The organism is Bifidobacterium cuniculi, assembly GCF_000741575.1.
GTDB classification, from domain to species: domain Bacteria; phylum Actinomycetota; class Actinomycetes; order Actinomycetales; family Bifidobacteriaceae; genus Bifidobacterium; species Bifidobacterium cuniculi.
On record NZ_JGYV01000033.1, the window covers coordinates 1 to 22,492 of the forward strand.

Sequence of the window (22,492 nt, forward strand, 5' to 3'; positions counted from 1 at the left end):
CAGGACGCGAACCATTCGAACCCGACACGGGTCAACCGGTCCTTGTGTTCCACGACCAAGGTGCCCCATTCGTCGGATTCCAGCAGGCGCGTGAGCTTGACCCTATGGTCGTTGACGCCGGAACCGACTTCCTTGACGACCTTGACGACCCGGTACCCGGCGGCATTGGCGAATGCGGCCATGCGCTCGGCCTGACGCTCCAAGTCCTCTTTCTGCCGGTTCGTGGACACGCGCGCATACACGGCCGCGTTCCTCAGGTTCTCGACCTTCGGGTCCGGCACGACCACGTGCCCCGTCCCGTCCAAGTATGCGCCGGGAATACGCCCCTTCTTCCACCGCAGGTACGCACCCTTGTAGGTGATACCCTCATTGCGCGCATACTGGGATAATTTCATGGTACCCAGTATACCATAAATAGGTCAGAACATGATAGAATCAGAAAATAGTTACAACACCGATGTCGCCCACGTGGCGCGTCCCACGCCACGGTGACACGGTGCCGCGGCGCACACCGTTGTACTCCTGCGACGGGGTGCAGCGCCAACCACCGCCGTCCAACAGTTCCACCGTGGTCGCCCACCTGTATACCGGTTGGCCGAGTAGACGCTGCTGTCCGCAACGGTTCATGATCTGCGCGCTCATGCCACCACCCCCAGAAGGGTCATGGCATGAGTATCACGTCGCCCGGCTGATGCTCGGTCGCGTCCTGCGCGGCTCCGAACCATGGGATGGTGAGGCGTCCCTGCGCCATGAGCGTCTGGAGCCGTGCCCAGTCGTCCGCCTCGTAGTAGCCGCAGCCGAGCACGGTGACGCGGGGAACATGCGCGCATTGGATGTTCATTTCGTGCACGCTCGACCCCGCACGGGTCATGCGGCCCGCTATCCAGCACACATGCCCGTCCACCATGCCGCGCGTCAGGTTCTCCGTGGACGCGATCGAGATTTTCGGCACGTTGGCCGAGTCGTCCAATCGCAGCACGTAGCACACGTAACGGCCGAACCGGTCCGTCTGCGACCACAGGAACGGTGAATAGAAATAGTGCAATGCCGTCGCGTCCGTCGGCGTGACCATGGTGTGTCCGTCCGCATCCGTGGTCAGCGTCGCGTTGCTTGACCACGTGCGTGCGGGAGGCGAGCAGGCGGGTGCCGGATACAGGTTGCGCACTTCGATCATGCGACCACCACCAGAACGCGGCAGCCACCCACGTGTGGACGCGGAATGCTAAGCGGGAGCCCCCCGTTCGATGCTGTCGCCGCTGAACCACTGCACCGGGGTGCTCATCGCCTGCATGTTTTCCCAATCCGACAACGTGTACAGGCCGACATGGTTGAAATTCAGTGCGTCGTTGCCGGTCGGCGCGATATTGACACGCAGTTCGACACTGTTCGTGGAGCCCAACGTGAATTCGACCTTGTTGAATCCCAACGCGAACGGGCAGTAGGCGATTTCGGACAGGGGGGATGCTTGCACGACCCTCAGGCTCTTGGCCGGAGCCGACTGGGCGACCCTGATGTTCACGGCGAACACGTAGCTGCCCGCTTTCAGACCGTGCACCACGGTACGCACATACGCGTCTGACACGCCCGTGAGGTTCTTCGCGTACACGGCGGTGCCATCGGCGGTCATGCGCAGTTCAATGTCACTGTCCCGACCGGCAGTGTTCCACGCCGAAACGCTAATCGGTTTCGGATTCGTTACCAGATTCGTCGCCTTGCCCATGCGCCACCACCTCCCTCTGAGCCTTGACCGCGGTCAGTTGGGCGCGCAACACGGCGTTCTCCTTCGTGAGACGGGCGATTTGCGCGCACAGGTCGTCCACGACCACATTCACGTCGATTGGCGGTGTTTCCTTCATCATGCGAGGAGTCCCCTTTCAGGTTAGATGAAAATCATGTAATTGACACGGAAAATAGCCGACACCGCTTCGGAACAGTACACGTACCAGCGTTTGTCCTTCTCGGAAAAACCGGTGCCGGTCAGGCTGATGTTGCGCGCGTCCACGTCACCGTTGGAAACGATGACGACCGCGTGGCCGTCGTTGATCTTGTTCGACGTGATTTCCGCCCATTGCGCTTCCGAAAACAGGGTGTGGCGAGTCGAGGAGCCGGTAGGGCTGACCGTAATGGAGCCTTTGAAAATCAGCGGCATGGGCTGATTGTTGATCTTCACCGTGCTGCCGTAGATGTTCACGCCGTCCTCGGGGGCGGCCATGCCGATACCGATGCCCCTGCCGTCCGCGGAAATGTCGAACACGTACTGTGCGGGAGCAACCGATGTGAGCGCGGTCGCGGTCGCGTACTTGTCCTTCAATGTGGCCCGGAAGGAACATTTTACGTCAGCCGAGTAAGGACCGACGATGCTCGTTGACACACCATCCGACGTGGAAACCGATGCAGTCAGGTCCTCGTACTGGTTCTTGTTGCCTTGGTTTTGCCACGCGAACACCATCGACTGGAATGCGTTCGACGCATCGTTCGTCGTGTCCACGCGCCACGCGCATGACAGTTTCACCCAGGTGCCCTCATCGTCCGGCGTGCCGTCGGCCGTGCAACGCTGCGCCGTAAACGAACTGATGGTGGGCGCGGCAGCGTTACGCTTCCACACCGCATACAACGTGACGTTCTGGTCAGCACCATACCTTCCTCCCGGCTGGTAGGCGACCGCACCCGACGCGCTCGTCGCCCATCCCTGGAACGCATAGCCCACCCGGGTGGGTCGCACCGTGGACAGAGTGAGCGCCGTACCGTACCATTTCGTCTGATTGCCGGGAGCCCCGGACCCGCCGTTGGCGTTGTATTTGACCGTGTGGGCCGCCAGGGCGGGAATGGTGATCGTAGTCGAGGCAGTGCTCGTGCCTGCCGCGTAGCCGGACACGGCGGCCACGCCGCGCAGCGTAACCGTCTGCGGCGAATGGGTGCGGCTGATTCTCAGCTCCTTGGTGACCAGGCCCACCGTCGCGTTCTGCGAGAGCGACACCCCGGTACGCGTCACCGACGCAGACTGACCGTTCACGGTGGCCGTACCCGTCACGTTCAGCCCCGAGTACCAGTAGCCGTTAATCGACTGGATGCTCGTGGTTGCAACCAGCGTATACGAATAACCGTCACTCGCTTTCACGGCCGCGTAGAGTTTCGCACGCCAATTGCCGACCGCGTTGCCATACACGTCCACCATCAGGCCGCACCTCCCATGTACTGCAACGACAGGTGTCCGTTCTCACGGGGCACCCACGCGAAATTACCAATCGTCAGCGTGGACAGGATCGTCGCATTTGCAATGTTCATGCCATCATTCGCCACATACGCGGCCTCCGTGTTACCGGCCATGAAACTCAGTTTCGTGTTGCTCAACTGCACCCGGTACTCGGAATCCGTCGCACCCAGTTCCAGCAGCGGATTATTGTCCACGTTCGAGAACCGCATGTAGGTCTGACGCTCCAGAATGTCCGTGTTCAGCGCATCCTCGACCGCCTGCACATCGTCAGCAGCCTCGTCGCGTACCGTGTTGATAGCGAACGTCAAATCCGATTGTGTTGCTGTCAACTCGGAAGAAGTCGCCAACCCTGACTCGCCCACGTCCACACCGGACGTGAGATTGAAATCAATCAGCGTCTGCCCGTCACGAACCACGTGCAACCCGGTCGAATCCAAGCTGACGCGATTGTCCGCATCCGAAGAAGTGGCGAACGTAGCACCCACGATCTCACCGGCCTCCACGCGTGCCGATTTAATCGTCACGTTGGAGGCAAGGCTGCCGTCCATGAGGATGTCGCCCGTGTCAGCAATCAGCGTGAATGTAGGCTGGTTCTTCGCACTGTAGGCGACCAGGCCGCCGGTGGTCATCTTCAAACCGCGGTTCTTGTCTGCCGTGGTCTGCACCGTCGCGCCCGTAACAGTGCCGCCGCTGATGTCACTGTCGGACTGGATGGCACCACGAATCGACAACACCCACTGGTCCTTGTCGTCCTTGGCCAGCGCGAACGCCTTCTTGTCCTTTTCGGCGTGGTCTCCGAAGTAGACGCCGGAAGCGTTCATCTGTGCGAACGTAACCCCGTCTACGGCAAGCTTGTAGTCGGCGCCGACGATACTGCCCGCGTTGATTGTGGGCGCATCCTGGACACCGCCGTACATGTGCAGATTGCGTAGAACCACGTCGCCAGTGTCTGCCAGCATACTCACGGTTCGGTTGCCCGAAGAGTCGAACAAGGCCAGTCCGGCATCGTTCATGATGAGATTGCCGTTCGTGGTCTTGTAGGTGCCGCCGATGAACGTGCGGCCATTGAACACGTCAGCGCTCATGAGGTCGGCGCTGATAGAACCGTTGGCGAGAATGTCCTGCGCATACAGGACATGCTTGGCCCATGCGGCACCGTTCCAGATTTTCATTTCCTCGATCTCGTCGGAATGGTCCACCAGCACCGAGATGGAGTTGTTGGGTTCGCCTTCCCAGTAAGTTTCCAGCAGGGTGGAGGTCTTCCACCACAAGTCTCCTGGGCGTATCTTGTCCGCCAACGAGTCCCCGTTCGCGTCCGTTCCCTCGCGCGGGTCGGTCGCCTGCATGAACACACGGTTTTTCGAGTCGGCGGTGGTGAACGCCAAATCTGCGACATCGCCGGCATCGTCCGCGCTTTTCTGAGCGCTGATGGCTTTCTGGTCGGCGGCTACCGCTTTCGCGTCGGCGTTCGCCGCAGCCGTGACCGCTTTCGTCGCGGTCTTGTTCGCCGTGTCAGCCAACGTTTGCGCCTCGTACGCGAGCGTAATGTCCTTGAGGCTGAAGTCGTCCAGGTAGGCGCCGACCGGCTGGTTGAACGCGAACCGGCAGCGAAGCCACTTCATGCTTTCGGTTGCTACCACGTCCACCGACGTGGTACGCCAATCATCGCCCGGAGTCAACGCCACGCCGGGACAGTTCGGCACGTCCGCCCACGTTTTCCCGTCAGACGAATACTGGAGTCGTGGGCCGCCCGCCGTAGCCGTACCAACATCGGTCAGCTTGTACCAGCAGCTCATGCGGTAGCGTTGCCCAACGGTGGCCTGCACCGCATGAGTTGACACGATTTCCTTCACGCCGGCCTCTGCCGTGAACTGGGCCCTATACTCGCCGGAATGGCTGTATTCGCGGGACAGTTGCACGAAATTAAACCCGGAGACGTTCGTGGTCCAGTAGTCCTTGCCATGCTCGAAACCCGGGTTAGGTTGAAGCTCCGCCGAGGTTTGCATGAGGATGTTCGCCGCAGTCTGCGCCGACGTGGCCGCCTGCTGGGCGGCCGTGGCCGTGGCAGCTGACTGGGTGGCCAACGCTGAGGCACCGTTCGCCGTGCTCTTCGCAGCCGCCGCGTCCGTCTTCGCGGCAGCGGCATCCTTCTTCGCAGCCGCCGAGTCGGCAGCGGACGCGGCAGCGCTCGACGCGGACTGTGCGGCCGACTGGGCCGACGCCTGCGCATTGCTCTGCGCCGTCTGGGCCGCCGTGTTCGCGTTCGTCGCCGCCTGCTGGGAGTCCCGAGCCGACGTTTCAGCCGCCTGAGCCGCCGCATAGCTCGAGGACACCTGCACCGGCGTCCAACTCCACGACCCATCCGAGTAGTCCACGCGCATCGCCGTGTACAACGTCTTGTTACGGTCATACGCCGGCTCGGACAATGCCCAGGAGCCGCCGGGAGCCTTGTTCGATGGCTGAGCTGGTTGCGCCAGGGCCAGATTGTAGAACGTCGTCACCGCCGTGATGGACACGCCGGCAGCACCGTTCACGCCGGCCGGACCCTGCGGCCCCGCAGCACCATCCTTGCCGGGCTCGCCCTGCGGGCCTTGCGGACCAGTGGCACCGTCAGGGCCTTGCGGGCCGATCGCCCCGGCAGGTCCGGTATTGCCCGTCACGGGAGCAGCCGCCGAATAGACGACCGTGCCGTCACCCTTCGTGATCTTCGTACGCATCCACACCGTCGCACCAGCCGGACGCGTCGTATCCTGAGACGACCAACCAGTCGTCGGCGCAGATACCGCACCACCGACCGCATACTCGATCACGCTCGAAACGACCGTGTCGGCCTTCGCGGCGGCAGCATCCGCCTGGGCCTTCGACGCCAACGTGGCCGCATTGTCCGCCGTGCTCTTCGCACCCTCGGCGGTACTCTTCGCACTGCTCGCGGTTTCCTTCGCGCTCTTCGCATCCTGCTCGACCGTGGTCACACGGACAGCCTGCTCCAACAGGTCAGCCTTCACACTATCCACGTCCGTGGCCATTGCGTCCACATTACCGGAAATACGGTCAGATTCGGCCTTAATCCTGTCCGCGTCCTCCTGGAGCTTCTGGTCAGCCTCCTCTCGAAGCCGTTTCTCTTCTTCGATGCCGTCTGTGTTCGCCTGAATCTTGTCCACGGCATCCGTAATGGCCCCGTTGACCTTTTCCACCTGCTTCTCAGCATCCGCAGCCGCGGCCGCGAGAATGTTCTCGGCAGCATCGTCAAACTCCTGCTGAGACACAATGGCCAAAATTTCCACGTTCACATGCACGGACTCGGCAGAAGCGTTCGGCGTCGAGTTGCCATACTGGTCGTGGGCGTCATCGTATGCGACAGCCCACACGTCCATGACCGTGCCAGCGTCGAACACGCCAGTGTTCACCTCGCCGGGGCCACGCAACGCGCCCACTTCGATGGTTTCCGCTTGAGCGTTACCGGTTTCCTTCGCGTACACGACGACCTTGAGGAAATCATCGGGGATACCGCCCTCAAGTTCACCGTCCCACCGAATGAGAGCAGTGGACAAGTGAGAGGTCACGTCCAAACCGACCGGACGGCCTGGCGGTGTCGTGTCCCCTACCCACTGGGCGACACCGTTCACGCCAGCACCGACACCAAGAATCGTCTCCGTCACGCCGTCGCCGTTCGGAACCACGATCGTACCCGCGGTACGCGCACTGTTATCCAAACCACGATTAAGAGCACTACGAGCCGCCAGATACGGCAACGCCGCCGCATCCGGGCGGAGCTCTTCATGAATAGCCATACAGTCCCCTCCTAGACTACGGGGTCTTCCATGATGTCGAACACGAGGGTCGCCTTGCCCGTCTCATCCCCGCTCATCTGCATGAGCCGTACCGGATAGGTCCCATCCGGCAGGTCCGGGAACCCGTCCACGTGCAAGTCGAACATCTCCCCCGGCCAGAACGAACCAAAAGGATGCAACGGCAACCCAGACGCATCATGGTCGAAAGCGTTCACCTCACCCTTGATCTGCATCAGCGGCCTGTTGTTCGCATTCAGTGACGCCACCGCCAATGACTTGAGGCTGCCGATTTCCTCGGCCTTCGAATCCGACAGAGTGGCCTCCACCAGGGGCCACCCATCCGCACGGTTCACCAAACTCAAATCTTGTGCCAGATAACACAACGTGCCGGACCCCGTGCCCGCACCCACCGCGTAGACACGCTCAATCGGCGCAGCCCTATCCACGGTCATGTTCTCCAACGTGGCACCCTCCGCCGGAGTAGACGCCAGGCTCAAACGACGATCCTGATACAGGTACTGGTCACCATCGCTGCCGGCAACGAACCGGAAGCGAACATGCTGCCCATCCTCCGTAAGGTAGGGGCGAAACTGCATGTCAGGACCACCGGACGAGTTCGCAATGGTCTTCAGGATGTCAGCCGCGGCATGATTCGTCACATTGAAATCGCGATAGATGACGTCCGTGGTCTTCTGCTCGGTCGTCTTCGCCGGCCCATCGGTCTTCTTCGAACTGCCCGTCTGCTTACCATTACTGTCGTACGTGTACGTGGTGGTGGTTTTCGTGACCGTCTTCTCCACCACATAACCTTTTTCCTCGGTGACGGTCTTCACCTCGACCACGGTCTTGCCCGTCGTGATCGTCTTGTTCACCTGGCGGGTCTTCTCCACCCGCTTCCCGTTCGACCACACCGTGTACTTCTCATTAACCTTCACCGTCTTGGACGTCACCGTTTCCGTATGGTCCGTCACCGTCACCTTGCCGCCCTCGGTCACGGTCTCGGTCCACCCGTTCGGCTTGGTCACCTTCTTCGTGACCTTCTCCGACGAATCCACCTGGTCCGGGTCATCACCCGACACCTCCGGCAACTGGTGAGAACCCTTCTCATTCAAATACGGCAGGTCAATCGGCAGGGCGCCACCCGGCTTCGCCTCCGTACACTCCCGAATCACCTCGCACGCCACCGCACGCCACGACAGGTTAGACCACTTGTACTCCCCCTTCGAGGAATTGTTCGGCCCAGACCCGAACCCACCCTCATGCACCAGGAACCGTGACTCCAACAAGCCAAGCATGCTCACGAACGGCATGCTCACGTCATCACGACTCGACGTGCGCACACCCAACGCCCCGGCCAGAATCGGCCGGCCAGGAAGATTCAGGTCATCCGCGGCACTATGCCAAAACAGGACGATGCCACGCTTGTACGGCATCAACGCGGAAGCCCGCGCAGCCGCATCCACGCCCGGAATCTGAGCCCACGGAAGCTCGATACCACCAATCTCGTCCTCCCCGAACCCCTTATCCTTCGACGTCGAAAACGAGGCGTCGGACACGCTCATGCTCCACGTGAACGACGGAACATCAATCTGCTGCGCCAACAACCCGGTCATCGTGTCATACAGGAAAATGTTCCAACCGTCCGCATAGCTCATTACCGTGCCGCCCCCGCATCCCAAATCGAAAACCTACGCCCCACCCACACCTCAGCAGTGCCGGCGCCGCCGCTGTAATGGAAATTAGGCTTACTGCCATACCCGAACCAACCACCCACTTCCGCCGTATGCTCACCGGCAGGAATCTCCGCCGTATACGACGTTTCATGGGTCGTCCACGATGTCGCATGAGACACGAAATTCACCGCAGAATGGTCGAGGACCTTCCCGTCCACGTAGAACGCCATTGCCCATTCACTGATGGAATCCTTGGTCGCCCCCTGAGCCGAAAAGTTGCACTTGTAGTCGAACCGGAGGATACGGTCGGACGGCAACGTAAACGACACCTTCTGCATCTTCACGATGACAGCCGCCGCGGCTGTCCACGAGAAGTCCTGCCGTAGCCATGACTCCGCGATCTTGCCACGGTTCGCACCATACGGCAGCGCATAATTCACCGTCTCGTACTTCGTCGTGCTCTGCGTGCTCGTGGCCCCCGCAGGCATGAGCCTGGCACCAATCTCCGTACAGCCAGCAGGAATCGCCGGTTTCACAGGAGACACGGCAGGAACCCCCTGGGTCACGCCGACATGCACACGGTTATCTGGGTCCGCAGGATACTCCGGCGAATTGTTCGCCCTGATCCACACCACGTCGATACGAGGGTTGGAAGGGTCGCCGGCAGAAACTCGGTTCTCCGTGGCGCCGCCCTCCCAGTAGGCCAGCATCATTCCATCCGACGGGGCACGCTGCACGACCGCGCACCCCGCCGACACCGCATAGGAAAGATCGGACCGGCCGGTCACGCCCAAACCGTAGATCACGCCCGTATCTTGGAAATACGAGCCAAGAATCAGCCGATGAGTAAGCGGAGTGACACCCACATTATCCGTAGTGGCGCTCACGCCCAAAGCCGTAGTAGCCATACTAAAAAGCCTTCCTAAAACAAGGAAGGCACCCCTCATAAGGGTGCCTTCACCGAACCAGAAAAGAGCCCGACAGGCTCCTACATCCACGTGTCATAAGACACTGCGTCAACCCAGCCGTTCCCAAGCGTACGCAACGTCACCGTAATGGAATCCCCCGGTTCAATCACGGGAAAACCACGCTTCAACAACGTGCGTGACACGTCCAAACCGCCAACAGTCGCAGTCCGCGACCGCGAATCCAACACCAACGGCGTACCATATACCGGCTGGGAACACTGCAACCACAGCCCGGTCCCCTCAACCACCAAGTCCACGCCGTTCGGCATCGGCCCATTCACTGTAAACACCGGATACGCACGCGACGAACCATCATTGCGCAAGGTGACCTGGTTGGGCCGCTCCACGTTATCCGTCAGAATATATGTCAACGGATACCGGAGCCCCGTCACACCCGCCAGCGTCTCCGCCAACACAGACGTCGAATTGTTCGCCTCACCAGTCCACCACGTCAACAATCCGGGCCCATACGACAAGCCAGACCCATCCCCGTCAACACCATGCGCCAGCATCTGCCCCGAATGAGGAACCGTGCTCAACAGTTCAGGACGCACACAGACCACGTTTAATGTGCCCTGCATCCAATCCCGCTCCCACGTCGCCGGACCCTCAAACGACACCATGCCCTCACACCAACAATCCCGAGACTGATCCACCAGCCTCACCCGAGTGTTACGGTGAACGAACACGCGCACCTGGTCAAACAAGCGAAGCGTATCATCCCTATCCACACCCCACGCCGCAAAACTGATTTGCACCGTACGAGTCGCATACGAAATCAACGAATCCGGCACATCATGCGCACCATCACCCTGACCCCGCTCAACCGTCCCAGTTTTCACATCCGGCGACGAATACCAGCCGTCAATACCCTCTTCAAGGAAAAACAACTGGCCCGGAAGCCCACTGTTGCCCTCAAGACGAACAGTGGGCACCCCCGGCGCAGACAGCTCAATGAAACCAATATCAGGCATAATCAAACCCTCGCCATCCTCGAAGCATTACGGAGCAACGCGGACTGTTGAATCTGAGCCGCCGAATGCAAATCCTGATCCGAACGAACAATCTTCGTGGAGCTATTAATCGTCTGGTTAATAGTCGTACCAGCGTTAGGCACTTCAATCTTGATATCACCGCCGAACCATTCCTTCACCCGGCCACCAGTCGCATACGCAGCCTTCGCAAGATTCGACGCACTGTTCAAATACGCGGCACCAGCATGAGCAAGCGCATATTCAGCACTACCCGTCGCATTCAACGCATGAAGGAAATTCGGACCAACCGTCTTATCCAACTTACGCACCGCAGCAGCACGAATCACATGCTCACCATTCGACAACATCGCAGGAATCGAATCCGACGTACCAGACCCAGGCCCATGGATACGACCGCCAGTAGCCACATGAGCCTCACCATCCTTCGTGGTGACAATCTTCACATAGCGAGTAGCAACAGTCGTACCATCAGTACGAGCAATAGCGCTAATCACACTATCAGCGTCACTGGAATCACCCTGGACCCTCGCCCAAGGCCTTGCAATGGTCCTACCACTAAAGCCCATAATCGCTTTGATCGCGTTCCTCGCATTAGTATTCTCACCTTGCACACGAGCCCAAGGCCTAGCAATAGTCGAAGCACCATACTTGCTAATCGCATTGATCGCGTTCTGAGCATTCGTCTTCTCACCCTGTACGCGAGCCCACGGGGTAGCAATCGTCTTGGAACCAAACGCAGCAACCGCGTTCATCACATTCCACGCCTGGTCAGCATTACCCTCGACCATCACCTTCTTCGGGGGGATAATCAAGGCCATGATGCCAGCCACGACCGCAGCAACACCCTTCACAGGGTCCTCCACAGCCTCAACCGGAACCTTCTTCGCTGGACCATTCACCGCCGCATACGTCACCAACTGGCCATCAGCAGAAGACGTGTCCGCATTGATAGCAATATCCTTCGGGCCAGCAGGTTCAGTGACGAACGCGGAAACCTTCTCTTTCGCGCCTTCCGTATCGGCTTCGACCTTGGTTTTCTTCTGCGACGGCAACTCTTCCAGCGCCTTCACATAAGCCTCGAGATCGGAATACCCATACCGCTGGAACCGCATGCGCGTATCCTTCGCTTCAGGAATGCTATCCACGAGGTCCTTGATTGCCTGAATCGGGTCCTTGCCCTCTGCCTGAGCCTTGACAATCACGTCCTTGACCTCGGGTACGTCCTTGAATGCAAGAAGCAACGCATCCACGTCCGACTTGCCTTCAGCGCGAGCCTTCAGATATGCCTCGTATACTTTCCCGTCAAACGTGGAAAGCAACTGGTCCATATCGTTCAGCTGTGTCACCACGGTCTGAGTGCCGTCTGCCTTGGTGTAGATCGTGAACTCATGAGTCCCCTCAGAGACCTCAGCCATCATCCGTGACAAATCCTCCGGCGTAATGTCACCGGACATGACCAGTTTCATTGTCAATTCACGAACCTGGTCACGGGATTCATCTGGGAACAGGAACTGCATCATATTCACCAAGTTCACTAGGTCTGTCTTCGCCTGCAACGTTTCCACGCTCACCTTGGTACGGACCTCTTCAGGAGTGCCCAACAAAGTCTGCACCAAAGCGTCCGCCTGATCGTCAGCGACACCGGCTTCAAGAGCGACCTGCCTCAACTGGTCAGCCATCTCACCATGCTTGGCAACGACCGTATCCGCCTCAGCGCCACTGGCAATCATCGCATCCACATAGGCGTTCTGATTGTCAGCCAAACCGATAAGCATGTCGGACGCATATCGGCCCGCCTCGGTAGTCATGTTGAACGACTTCTCCTGCTTATTCCACACGTCAGCCGAGTTCTTCGCGTTCTCACGCAAAGTATCCATCGCCGGGTTCAACTGCTTATCCAAGAACTCGTAATACGACTTCTCGGCCGCAGTCTTCTTCGTGAACGCAGACCTATCCTTGTCCAAAACAGAAGACATCTTCGACGTGACCGCAGAAAGACGTTCCGTCCGTTCCGTAGCGGTCAGCAAACTTTCCGCCACGGATTCAATGCTCTGCCCCTGGTCTCGCAGACTATCCACCCAAGCATCGGTCTTGCCAACAGAACGAGCCTTGACCTTCAACTCGTTTTCCATGGAATTGACCAGTTTCGCCAGTTCTTCACTCGCAGTCCTGGCGGCATCCGCCCGCTCCTTGTACTCCTTGGACACTTCGCCATCAGTACTCATCTGCAATTCTATGTTGGACTGAGCAAGATCATTCAAAACCTTGTCGTAATCAGCGACATCCTGCCGAGAACCAGACAAAGCCTTCGCCATGTTCGTGCTGCTCTCGCCAATCGTGTCCAAAGCCTCAGAAATCGAACTGAAATCAGCCTTGGTGGGGTCGATATTGTCCCAGAAATCACGCGACTCATCGAGTGCTTTCTGAGCGGCAACACCGAAATTATTCAACCCCTTACCTACTTCTTCCAGCGTGGTCGGCGCTTCAGTCAGGGCGCCCGGCGTGGAACGCAAAACCTCATTGAACGATTCCTGCGTATCCTTCGCCTTAGCCACATGCTGCTGGTAGCTGGAGAACACGGTAGCCAAATCGCCGAGAGCCAAACCAAAAGCCACAGTAGGCAGAGCAGACTTCATTACGCCACCCAAGAGGCTTAGTATGCCCTTAGATTGGCCGGCGGAAGTACCAACCGCAGCCAACTGGGTAGCAGCACCCGCAGCGTTTTGTGCCGTGCTCTGCAACCCGGACGCATTATCGGACAGGACACCCTTGATGTTGCCGTTCTTCAACTGCAACTGCGCCCTGACCAAGCTGCCGAAGCTGATTCCGGCCGTGTCGGCGCTCATGCCGAGCTTCTGAAGCATGCCCTGGTATTCGATGGTTTTCTGCACGTTTTCCAACATGCCGAGCTTCAGCGAATCCAAAGCGCTCTTGCCAGCACGGCCGAATGTCATCCAAATACCGGCAGCGCCCTTGACGGCATCCGGCAACGAGTCGAACGCTTTCGCCACCTGCTCCGTGACCTTCGCAATCGACTCGATCGTCGGCGCCACAGCCTTCAACGTGGACGAGAACGTACTGCCGAACGTCTTGGTCAACTGGCCGGCCATCTCCACCAGATTGCGAATCATCGGAGACGCACTGTCCAACGCCTTCGTAATCGAAGAGAACCCGTCACGCACGCCTTCGGAGAACTTGCTGATGGACGGACTGATCTTCGACAGCATGCTCGACATGTCACTGACCACATTGCCCGTCAACTCGCCCAGGTTCTTCATCACGTTGGCGACGTCGTCGCGCATCTTGTTCGCAGCTTGTCCAACGTCACTGAATGCGTCACGCATGCCATGCTGGGCGTCCTGGGCGCCGCGCACCCACGCCTGCATCGTCTCCTGGAAGCTGACTGAGTGGACGGCTTCGTTGGCCTTCTGCAAGTTCACGGCGAACCGTTCCAAACCATTCTGGTTCTGGCTCAGCGGTTCGAACACGCCCTTGATGATGTCCTTCAACGCGAAGAACGACTCGCCAAGATACCCGGCCTGCTCCTTGACCTTCGCCATCGCCGTGTCAACAGTCGCCGTGTCCTTCTGCACCTCGGACGCCCACGTAGCAAACCACGTCACATTCCGACTAATCCAATTAGCGAACTGCGGCAAATACTGGCCTCCAGCATCCGCCAAATCCAACACGGAACGAACCAAACCGTTGATACCGGGAGTGAGAGCGTCCACGCTGTCGTTCACATGGGTGAACACGCGAGCCACCTGCCCGACCTTGCCGGACTCCGTGACCATGCGCATCACACCCTCAACGACCACACCCTCCTTCTCAGCCAGCGACACCATGGCCGGAGCCAACACGTCACCAATCTGAACACCAAGGTCCTTGATCGCCGGAGCAGCCTTCCCATAAAACGCCTTCTGCACCTGCGAAGCCATGTTCTCCATGGCCGTACCCGCAAGAGAAACATTCTCCTTCCACGCGGCACCCTCTTCGCCCATAATCATACGAAGATTCGCATACGCAGCGCCCAGGCCGATAAGCGCAACCGGAGCAGCATACGCAGCCTTCGACAGACTCACGATGCTCTTACCAAGCCCACCGACAGTGCCTGCCAGGTTGATCGCGCCGGCACCAATATCCGACAACACAGTCGAAACCAGTGCAAGCTTCGGCACCTTACGGTCCAACGTGTCAAACAAGTTCACAAGATTCTGGAACGAGTTCTCCACACCCTTCAAGCCAGTAGCACCATACGTCATGCCGCCAAGAATCTTCCCCATATCCGTACCACGGAACCGGGCAAAAATATCCACCGTACGAGGCCTGGTGAACGACGCAAGATGAGCACGGGCAAGAGCCGTCTCCACATCCACGTCCATCTTCATCTCGTCATAGTCGTTCTGAAGATCACGAAGCTTACGGCGAGCATTCATATCGTCAATGTCGATATCGACGTCGAAGTCGATTTCGTCGCCCTTGCGGATGCTTTCTGCCGCCTGGCGCATCTTCGCCACCGTGGTCTGCACGTCCACTTCAACATCGACAGGAACGGTCACATGTTGACGCTTCAACACTTCCAGTTGGCGCTGCAAATCGTCGGCAGCATCGTCATACACGCGGGCACGAATCTCAACAGTGACACGCTCGTCAAGACTTGCCATGGCACGGCCCACGCGCGTCATTTCCGCGTCGAAACGCTTCGTTTCCAACTCGACGGCGATCTTGTACTTGTCCTTGCCGAGCTGGGCGTACTTCTTGCGTAGATTCGTCAGGGTCTTCTCGTGCGTGGAGATGACCTTGTCCATGTCGGCCATGGCCTTCTTGTGCTTCTCCAAGCCGTCCAGCCCGTACTTGTGGGCTTTGACGATGGAATCCCCGTAATGCTTGTAGTCTTCACGAGCCTTGCTGATACGCTTCGACTGTTCAGCCATTTCACGCTTGAACTTGGTTGCAATATCGGCCGCATTGTCCTCGGCCATGGCGAACTTCTTCACCGAAGCCGTCGCCTTGCCCAAGTCACGAACCACCGTCTTGGTATCCACTTTTCCCATGGCACGAGTCATCTCCTGCCACGCCTCAGTAGACTCCTCGCTACGGCCAACCATCTTCGCAATGGCACTATCCGCCTGACTGAAACCACGCACCACCTTCGCCATACGGTCCGGGTCAGACTTGTAGATTTCACGAGACGACTCCAACGCCTTGCCCAGCGCAGCCTCATTATCCACAATGGACTTCTGCACATAATCCAAGTCACGAAGCTGTTTGCTATACGACTCCAACTGCTTCGCCGCGTTTGCTCGGACAGTAGGAAGATTCTGGGGGTCGTTGGCAACGCGAATCAGATTCTGTACCTTATACAATTCCTGCAAAGAGTCCTTGAGCTTCTTGATTTGGGTGTGAATCTTTTCACCCCCGCCAATCGACTCACCGTAAAGGTTGTCGAGGTCAAGGCGCTCAAAAGTCTTAAGGCCCTTGCCGTTGAAGAAGTCCTTCATGTTCTTCTTGTAGAACTTCTGAAGGTTCGCCTGCCGGTCCTTCAGTGACTTCGCTTCGGCAGCCTCACGATTCTTCAGTTCCTTCGCGTGGCGGTCCGTGATGCTCTTCTCAGTGCTGGCGAACTTGTCCCACCAAGCGTCTGCCGCGTCACGCGCCTTCTTCGTATCCGCACTGATCTCGACCGGCTTCTTCGCCCAGTCATCCCGAAGCTTCTGCCCCGCCGTCTGAAGATTACGCAACTGCCGGTCGTCCACACGGATAGCGAAGTCCATGTGCCCGTTCCGACCGTCCCACTTACGGAACGCCGACTGCGCCATGGCATCATCCACGTTGAAATTCAGATCGACCGTCGCGTCGTCAATCTTCTCCAACGCTTCACGAAGCTTACGCGCGAAACCGCGAGTATTCGGCTCAACGTCGATAATAACCTTGCCTGCGAGGAATCCTTCACCAGCCATACCCGCACCCCTTATCGCGCATAAAAATGTGAGGGCCAGCAGCCCGCCCCGGCTACCGGCCCTCCCCTGTTTGTTCTGTCCCTAATTTGCCTGCCGTGACAGTCGCATCGCCTTCGCCGCGAAATCACGAATACCCATACGCCCCTCAGGCTGCGTGTTCTCCTTATGCCCTGGCGGATACACGGGAGACGGTTTCGCATGCTTGCCACCATACTTCGCCGTCGTCACCGCATCCATCAGGTTACGCATATCAGCCAATAGCATCGTGTCCGACGACCATCCAAGCCAAGGCAACACCACCGGCTTCTTCTCCCTCGGCCGGTCCGCCGCCTGCTCTCCCTCGTTCTCCTCCAACATGCGAGCCCGATACAAACTATCCGGGATCGCCTGCAACCCCGCCAACAAGCGAAGCGTACGGTCAGGTGGAAGCGACGAATCGAACACGTCCAGATTATAGAAGCGTTGGAAGTCGGAGGCGGCTTCTACCGGGTACGAGTCGAGGACAGCTTCGACCCGGTGTTTTTTCCCACCTGCACCATGTAATAGCGAAGCAGGATCATCAGCATGCTAAACACGGCGTCCACGCTCGTGCCGTTCAGGAACGACTCGAACTCCTCATCGCCCATGCAATCGTCACGGAAGAAGCCGATGGCATCCTCCGCCACGTCAGCGCGCACGTCCAGGTTCTCCACCACGTCCGCAGGGTTCTCATCCTCGAACGTTGCATAGGCGAGCCGGGAACGCTCATACAGCTTCTCCAGGTTCGCTACCGCGCGGAACGGCAGCTCATGTGGCGGAATCATTTCCGGCAGGTTTTCCGCCCACTCGAACTCCTTGCAGAACGCTTCCCACGTTTCCGGGAACTCGAAGCCTTCGCCGCCAGCTTGCGCTTCCTGCTCTTGCACGTCATCCGTCTCAACCTTCGCCTTAGTCCTAGCCATAGGATTCTCCCCGTCCTTTCACTAACGATTAACTCCCCGCCAATGGAATGGAATAACCAACGAAAAGGGGACGCCGCGCGCGGACGGGGAGACCACGCGCACGGCGACAGACAACACCCGAAAAGGGCCACCGTCAGGCGGCGAAATCATCCGGGAGGTAGAAGGTGAAATCATCCTCGCCCTGCACGGACTCCGCAGTAGCGGTCATACCCTGCTCAACGAAATTATCACCAAAAGTAGGGCCACCATTCGGCTTGATCGAAGTCGAACGAATCTGCAAACCAAACTTGTTCTTCTCATCATCATCCGGCGTATCCTGCGCAATGATGACAATCGCCATCTTGTTCGGCGTCATGTCCAAGTTGGCACCCACGCCCGCACCAGTCGAAGACTTCGAACCGTAAATCAGCTTGAACGTGTCCTTATTCATCTGAAGCGACGTGATCTCAACGGTCAACGACGCCGCAGAAGTCGACTTCGTCCGCAAATTATGCACCTGCCACGAACCAGACGACTCGGTTTCACCACCATCCAGATTAATGGTGACACCATTCTCCTGCGACGTGTGACCAAGATTCGTCCACTGGGCGCCGCCATCACCGCCAGCCGCAACAGTCTCAGCCATGATCGTGAACGCCTTGATCCCACCAGTAGGCAACGCGGTACCAACCGGCGCGTAGAACACGGCACCATAATCCGGGAAAACCGTACTATCCTTGATAGCCATTGCTATCTTCCTTCCATAAACAAGGAACCCAACCCGGCCAAAACCGGATTGGGCCCCAACAAAGAAAACCAGAAAATCAGGGCTGCGGGAACGGCTCCCAAAACCCCGACACAACAAGAGACTTGGAGGGCCGTTCCGGCCGCACCATGTCAGACACCAACAGTGCGCATGCGCTGCCGGTGGAATACTGCTTGACACCCTTCGCCGTCGCCTGCTTACCAGACGCGGCCTTCGCAAACGCCGGAGGGTACTGAATCTTCAACACGCGCCCATGCTTGGATGGTTCCATGCGAGGCCACGCCATCACCGCACGCCGCACAAACGACGCCAACCGGAACGCCCGGTCAACATCCGTGGATTCCACCAGAAACTCCACGTCTACCCGCCACACACGGCCACGCATGTTCGTCGTAGCAGGAACAGGAGCCTCAGCATGGAAAATCACGACATCCGTCAACTGCGCATAAGCATCCGTATCGATATCGATCTCGTTGAACACCATCGGCGGCACCTCACGTGCCGGTTCACCATCCCACCCCAAGCCTTCCGCATCCGGAGCCAACGATGCAACCAGCATGTCCATGATGACGCTCTCCGCGTCCACCTGAGGACGCTCAGACGGCCACAAATCCAAATCAGCACCAGGAATAGGCACAACACATCACCTACCCCCGAGCGGCCCGCTGCATCACATGATGACCCGGAACGAACCGGCGAGCCTGCACATTGTAGGCGCCGAACTCATGAGCCGCCGCCACCTCGCTGCCATCACGGCCAGTAACCGACATCACCACAAGCGTGTCAATACCGTGATACTGCTTCCCGAACGAAATATGGTCAGCCACGGAATGACCCGGGTTACGGCCAATCGCCGCAGTCACAGCAAGAGCCTTCGCCCTCGCCATCACCTTCGACGCTTCACGGTCAGTGATCGCCGGGCCAAACTCCTCAGCAACCTTCGTGCTCAAATGAGGAACTAAGACAACTCGTGCCATCCACTCACCCCCGGCGTCTCGCCCCATACCGGGGCATCCTCAGCAGGAACAGGCGCCCTAGGCCGCAACGCTTCAGGAATCTGAGACCAGTCAGCAATACGACGAAGCTTCACATCCCAATGATGCGTAATACCGTGTTCCCGATGCTCGGCAGCACCGTCCACGTCGTACATGTCACCGTCATACCAGACCACGGCATGAATATCGGCATGCCACTCAGGCGCCAATATCTGCTTGACCGTGACCTCACGCAAACCACCAGAAGTCTGCGGAGACTTATCTTCGGAACCGGAAATAGAGAACATGCCCGCCTGCTGCTCACGGCCCTCAATGGAACACCAGCACCAGAACGCCTCATCGCCCTTGTACTCCACACCATGAGCGGTCCTATGAATCGTGCGAGGAACCACAATCACCTTATCCCCGTAAAGGATGGTCTGCGGCTTCTCGAACGGTTCATTGTCATACAGGTACGATGGTTTCTCTTCCTTCGGCTCATCATCGAACAGGAACGCCATGAACCATCACCTACATTCCGTAGACACGATTCAACCCCATGCTGACCGACCCGAACGCGCTACGCCCCTTCGGTTCACAGTTCAGCAAAGAGCGCTCCTTGGAAGTCACCATCAAATCCGGGCTGATCTCCCAACCCGGCTGATTCGTCTCCATCGTCTGGTCAGTGCGTTGGAACGCACCATTCGACTCGGTTTTGACCCGTGTCCAACGTGCCACACGTAGCACCATGCAGCACACCACATAGCAAAACACCCTCTTGGGAAGCTTGCCGGACTCAAGGAAAACCTCAGCGGAAGGGCACTCCTGGAACGCGATATCGCACGCAGTCAGGCAATGCCCCTTAATCCACTTGTCATCCAACCGATTATCGAACACTTCACGAGTGTTGCCAGCGTACAGGCGCATGTGCTCCAGCCAGTCCTCCTGTTCAGGATTGAAACCAGCCATCAGCCCACCGTCCTACTAGCCCAAGACGGAAGCCTGGAACGTGTTGTTGGACTGCACCAGAATCGGCATCATGGTACCGGTAATGTAGGTGTCATAACGCAACGGCGCAGTATCAGACAGGACAGCACCCACAAGACCCGTGTTCACGGACTTGTTCAAACCGTACTCGGCGCTCTCAGCCTCGCCGGTCGGACCAACGAACGTGGCGCCAAGCGCGGAATCGTTGAAGCTGGAGAACATCAGGAATGTTCCCTCAGGCAGCAGCGTATTCACGAACGACGGCAGACGCATGGCATAAGTAGTCTGGAACGACTTGTAAGCCTCGTCAATCAGACGAATCTCAGTCAAACCGCAGTAGGATTCCAGCACGTTACGCACATCATTGTCGGACACCATGGTCGGCATGGTCGTCTCGTTGGTCTTGGTAGCCAACTGGATGATCTGCGCGTTCGTGGCGAGAGTATCCATCACCTTGCGAGTGGTGATGACCGCCTCGGGAAGCACACCGTTGACGGCAACCAGGAGGTTACGCCAAGCCTTGATATCATCCACCGGGGTAGAAGTCTTGGTACCCCAGTTCTTCGTAGGCTTGACACCACTCAAAGTAGCGTCACGGCCGAAATCATAGGGAACCTTCTGACCGTTGATATTCACATCGAACTTGGCGTTGACCAATGCGGAAACGCGCAGCATCTCCATACGGACGGCAACCTCAGTGGCGAGCCTGCCGAAATAGTCGGAGAAGCGTTCACGCAGCCACGACTTATCGTTCACGTGACCGATGATGTCACGCTCAGACACGTGCATGCGCTTACCCAACGGCATCAGGGGCGCCAGCTTCTCACCAGTCTGACTAACGGACTTACCGTAGCCGACCTCGGCATCCCAGCCACGGAAATCAACCATGTCCACCAGCTCAAGAGGCTGGTTCGGGGTCCAGGTCACGTTTTCCTTGCCATCATTGTCTACCAACGGGAACACGCTGGAGAACGGCAAAGCACTGTTCACGGACTTGAACACATTATCCACCATGGCCGAAGCTTCAGCCGGGGTCATGATGGTAGTTTCAAGAGCACTCATGCCCTACACCTTCCTTCAAACAAAAACCCGCCAAAAAGGCGGGTATAAGAATCCTTAAGAACTCGAAAAACGTCAGTCAGACGCCTTCGTGGCAGCAGCGGCACCAAGCTTGGACGTGACACCGGTTTCAGGGTCAACAGCCATGAAGTCACCGCCCCAAGTAGCATCCGAACCAACCTCAATGGGCAGATTGGCGACAATGATGTCGCCACGGTAACGCATACCGACCGTTTCGATCTCCGCGTCCCAACCGTTGAAACCAACAGTCACCTCGACATTGGACTCCAGGAGACCATCGATACGACCATTACGGCCATCGGTCGCCTTCGGGTCATACGGGCCGAACTTGCCCGCATTATCGCCGGACGTGATACGAGCCAGCGGAATACCGGAACGAATGTAGGCGGTATTCGTCTCGCCAACACCAGTCAGGTACTTCTTCTTCAACTCATCCGTCGCGTTCTCAAACGTGGTCAGGTCAAGCACCACACTGGTAAAACCAGCAGGCTGCTCACCGAAACGCCACGACTGATCGTCCTCGACACGAATAGTGCCGCGATCCTTGACCATGTTCACCATGTGTCATTCCTTCCTAGAAAATTACTTGTCGTCACCATTGCGCTGGAGATTACGCCGGAACTTCGCAAGATACTGAGCAGCCAGCTTTTCGCCATCCTCAGCAGTACCCCCCGCGCCGATATAGCGACCTTCCATGTTGTGAGAGGCGCGAGCAACGTCGGAAAGGGAAGGAGCCTTCTTAGGAGGTTGTGGCTCTTCCGTCTCATTCGTAGGAGTTTCCTCCGGATTCGAGGAAGGGAAGAACCCTGCGGCAGTCTTGGCCCATTCTTTAAGCTGTTCAGCGTTCAAACCTGTTGGCGCCAGCTTCTGAATCATGTCGTCGGTAATCTGGGGGTGTTCCTGCTTGATTTCCATGCGGGCAATGGTCATGTTGGCAGCGTCCAGCGAAGACTGCAACTCAGTGTTCTTCTCGTTGGCCGCTTCCAGCTGCTTGTTGGCGTCCTGCAAGTCCTTGTAGCTCGCTTTTGCACGGTCCTCGTGCTTGCGCGCCATGGCTTTCCAGTGAGCCAGCTCGTCCATGCCGTTATCCGGCGTGGCCTTCGACTCGGTAGTCTCCTCAACGTTGCCCATATCAGGCTCGGTCTTGGTGTTTTCCTCGTCCAT

The 22,492-nt window shown here is 58.1% G+C and carries 21 protein-coding genes; all 21 read right to left on the reverse strand.

Features of this window, described 5'->3' with window-relative positions; genetic code table 11:
* The coding region (locus BCUN_RS10630; protein WP_034258704.1) for a recombinase family protein at positions 1-395 on the reverse strand (395 nt) is incomplete at its 3' end.
* A 40-nt stretch (positions 396-435) separates the two neighbouring features.
* Positions 436-642 (reverse strand): hypothetical protein, encoded by a 207-nt coding sequence (locus BCUN_RS12505; RefSeq protein WP_152598243.1) that lies wholly within the window; start codon positions 640-642, stop codon positions 436-438.
* Between the two features lie 19 nt (positions 643-661).
* Positions 662-1,174, reverse strand: a complete 513-nt coding sequence (locus tag BCUN_RS10635) for a hypothetical protein (RefSeq protein WP_034258707.1) — start codon at positions 1,172-1,174, stop codon at positions 662-664.
* A gap of 48 nt (positions 1,175-1,222) precedes the next feature.
* Positions 1,223-1,720, reverse strand: a complete 498-nt coding sequence (locus BCUN_RS10640; protein WP_152598232.1) for a hypothetical protein — start codon at positions 1,718-1,720, stop codon at positions 1,223-1,225.
* A complete protein-coding gene (locus BCUN_RS10645; RefSeq protein WP_033518587.1) occupies positions 1,677-1,859 on the reverse strand; it encodes a hypothetical protein in 183 nt (60 codons plus the stop codon). The genes BCUN_RS10640 and BCUN_RS10645 overlap by 44 nt, the downstream gene beginning before the upstream one ends.
* Positions 1,860-1,879: 20 nt before the next feature.
* Entirely contained in the window at positions 1,880-3,175 is a 1,296-nt protein-coding gene (locus BCUN_RS10650) for an InlB B-repeat-containing protein (RefSeq protein WP_051921055.1), read from the reverse strand.
* Positions 3,175-7,005 carry a collagen-like triple helix repeat-containing protein gene (locus BCUN_RS10655; RefSeq protein WP_034258710.1) on the reverse strand — a complete coding sequence of 1,277 codons (3,831 nt, stop codon included), beginning with the start codon at positions 7,003-7,005 and terminating at the stop codon, positions 3,175-3,177. The genes BCUN_RS10650 and BCUN_RS10655 overlap by 1 nt, the downstream gene beginning before the upstream one ends.
* Before the next feature lie 11 nt (positions 7,006-7,016).
* Positions 7,017-8,660, reverse strand: coding sequence for a hypothetical protein (locus BCUN_RS10660; protein WP_033518538.1), 1,644 nt, complete (start codon positions 8,658-8,660; stop codon positions 7,017-7,019).
* A complete protein-coding gene (locus BCUN_RS10665; RefSeq protein ID WP_156100163.1) occupies positions 8,660-9,586 on the reverse strand; it encodes a hypothetical protein in 927 nt (308 codons plus the stop codon). The genes BCUN_RS10660 and BCUN_RS10665 overlap by 1 nt, the downstream gene beginning before the upstream one ends.
* Positions 9,587-9,666: 80 nt before the next feature.
* Positions 9,667-10,620 (reverse strand): hypothetical protein, encoded by a 954-nt coding sequence (locus tag BCUN_RS10670; protein WP_033518540.1) that lies wholly within the window; start codon positions 10,618-10,620, stop codon positions 9,667-9,669.
* Between the two features lie 2 nt (positions 10,621-10,622).
* Positions 10,623-16,601 (reverse strand): phage tail family protein, encoded by a 5,979-nt coding sequence (locus BCUN_RS10675; RefSeq protein ID WP_034258712.1) that lies wholly within the window; start codon positions 16,599-16,601, stop codon positions 10,623-10,625.
* Between the two features lie 81 nt (positions 16,602-16,682).
* The gene (locus BCUN_RS10680) at positions 16,683-17,045 is read right to left on the reverse strand and encodes a hypothetical protein (RefSeq protein WP_152598145.1); all 363 of its coding nucleotides are present in this window, start codon (positions 17,043-17,045) and stop codon (positions 16,683-16,685) included.
* A gap of 38 nt (positions 17,046-17,083) precedes the next feature.
* Complete coding sequence (locus BCUN_RS10685) at positions 17,084-17,542, reverse strand: hypothetical protein (RefSeq protein ID WP_034258718.1); 459 nt, start codon at positions 17,540-17,542, stop codon at positions 17,084-17,086.
* Positions 17,543-17,675: 133 nt separating this feature from the next.
* A complete protein-coding gene (locus BCUN_RS10690; RefSeq protein ID WP_033516802.1) occupies positions 17,676-18,269 on the reverse strand; it encodes a phage tail tube protein in 594 nt (197 codons plus the stop codon).
* 76 nt (positions 18,270-18,345) lie between these two features.
* Positions 18,346-18,852 (reverse strand): hypothetical protein, encoded by a 507-nt coding sequence (locus BCUN_RS10695; protein ID WP_152598144.1) that lies wholly within the window; start codon positions 18,850-18,852, stop codon positions 18,346-18,348.
* An 82-nt stretch (positions 18,853-18,934) separates the two neighbouring features.
* Positions 18,935-19,237, reverse strand: a complete 303-nt coding sequence (locus BCUN_RS10700; RefSeq protein ID WP_051921057.1) for a hypothetical protein — start codon at positions 19,235-19,237, stop codon at positions 18,935-18,937.
* A gap of 8 nt (positions 19,238-19,245) precedes the next feature.
* Positions 19,246-19,782: a hypothetical protein gene (locus BCUN_RS10705; protein ID WP_051921058.1), complete on the reverse strand. Its 537-nt coding sequence runs from the start codon at positions 19,780-19,782 to the stop codon at positions 19,246-19,248.
* 10 nt (positions 19,783-19,792) lie between these two features.
* Positions 19,793-20,230 carry a hypothetical protein gene (locus tag BCUN_RS10710; protein WP_033516800.1) on the reverse strand — a complete coding sequence of 146 codons (438 nt, stop codon included), beginning with the start codon at positions 20,228-20,230 and terminating at the stop codon, positions 19,793-19,795.
* 15 nt (positions 20,231-20,245) lie between these two features.
* Positions 20,246-21,310 (reverse strand): major capsid protein, encoded by a 1,065-nt coding sequence (locus tag BCUN_RS10715; protein WP_033516798.1) that lies wholly within the window; start codon positions 21,308-21,310, stop codon positions 20,246-20,248.
* Positions 21,311-21,382: 72 nt separating this feature from the next.
* Complete coding sequence (locus tag BCUN_RS11690) at positions 21,383-21,889, reverse strand: hypothetical protein (protein WP_051921059.1); 507 nt, start codon at positions 21,887-21,889, stop codon at positions 21,383-21,385.
* 21 nt (positions 21,890-21,910) lie between these two features.
* Entirely contained in the window at positions 21,911-22,492 is a 582-nt protein-coding gene (locus tag BCUN_RS10725; protein ID WP_034258723.1) for a hypothetical protein, read from the reverse strand.

Excerpts from the sequence above, each read along its gene's own strand:
- BCUN_RS12505 (WP_152598243.1), bottom strand. The coding sequence starts at position 642 with ATGAGCGCGCAGATCATGAACCGTTGCGGACAGCAGCGTCTACTCGGC.
- BCUN_RS10635 (WP_034258707.1), bottom strand. The coding sequence starts at position 1,174 with ATGATCGAAGTGCGCAACCTGTATCCGGCACCCGCCTGCTCGCCTCCC.
- BCUN_RS10640 (WP_152598232.1), bottom strand. The coding sequence starts at position 1,720 with ATGGGCAAGGCGACGAATCTGGTAACGAATCCGAAACCGATTAGCGTT.
- BCUN_RS10645 (WP_033518587.1), bottom strand. The coding sequence starts at position 1,859 with ATGATGAAGGAAACACCGCCAATCGACGTGAATGTGGTCGTGGACGAC.
- BCUN_RS10650 (WP_051921055.1), bottom strand. The coding sequence starts at position 3,175 with ATGGTGGACGTGTATGGCAACGCGGTCGGCAATTGGCGTGCGAAACTC.
- BCUN_RS10655 (WP_034258710.1), bottom strand. The coding sequence starts at position 7,005 with ATGGCTATTCATGAAGAGCTCCGCCCGGATGCGGCGGCGTTGCCGTAT.
- BCUN_RS10660 (WP_033518538.1), bottom strand. The coding sequence starts at position 8,660 with ATGAGCTATGCGGACGGTTGGAACATTTTCCTGTATGACACGATGACC.
- BCUN_RS10665 (WP_156100163.1), bottom strand. The coding sequence starts at position 9,586 with ATGGCTACTACGGCTTTGGGCGTGAGCGCCACTACGGATAATGTGGGT.
- BCUN_RS10670 (WP_033518540.1), bottom strand. The coding sequence starts at position 10,620 with ATGCCTGATATTGGTTTCATTGAGCTGTCTGCGCCGGGGGTGCCCACT.
- BCUN_RS10675 (WP_034258712.1), bottom strand. The coding sequence starts at position 16,601 with ATGGCTGGTGAAGGATTCCTCGCAGGCAAGGTTATTATCGACGTTGAG.
- BCUN_RS10685 (WP_034258718.1), bottom strand. The coding sequence starts at position 17,542 with ATGGCTAGGACTAAGGCGAAGGTTGAGACGGATGACGTGCAAGAGCAG.
- BCUN_RS10690 (WP_033516802.1), bottom strand. The coding sequence starts at position 18,269 with ATGGCTATCAAGGATAGTACGGTTTTCCCGGATTATGGTGCCGTGTTC.
- BCUN_RS10695 (WP_152598144.1), bottom strand. The coding sequence starts at position 18,852 with ATGGACATGCTGGTTGCATCGTTGGCTCCGGATGCGGAAGGCTTGGGG.
- BCUN_RS10705 (WP_051921058.1), bottom strand. The coding sequence starts at position 19,782 with ATGGCGTTCCTGTTCGATGATGAGCCGAAGGAAGAGAAACCATCGTAC.
- BCUN_RS10710 (WP_033516800.1), bottom strand. The coding sequence starts at position 20,230 with ATGGCTGGTTTCAATCCTGAACAGGAGGACTGGCTGGAGCACATGCGC.
- BCUN_RS10715 (WP_033516798.1), bottom strand. The coding sequence starts at position 21,310 with ATGAGTGCTCTTGAAACTACCATCATGACCCCGGCTGAAGCTTCGGCC.
- BCUN_RS11690 (WP_051921059.1), bottom strand. The coding sequence starts at position 21,889 with ATGGTGAACATGGTCAAGGATCGCGGCACTATTCGTGTCGAGGACGAT.
- BCUN_RS10725 (WP_034258723.1), bottom strand. The coding sequence starts at position 22,492 with ATGGACGAGGAAAACACCAAGACCGAGCCTGATATGGGCAACGTTGAG.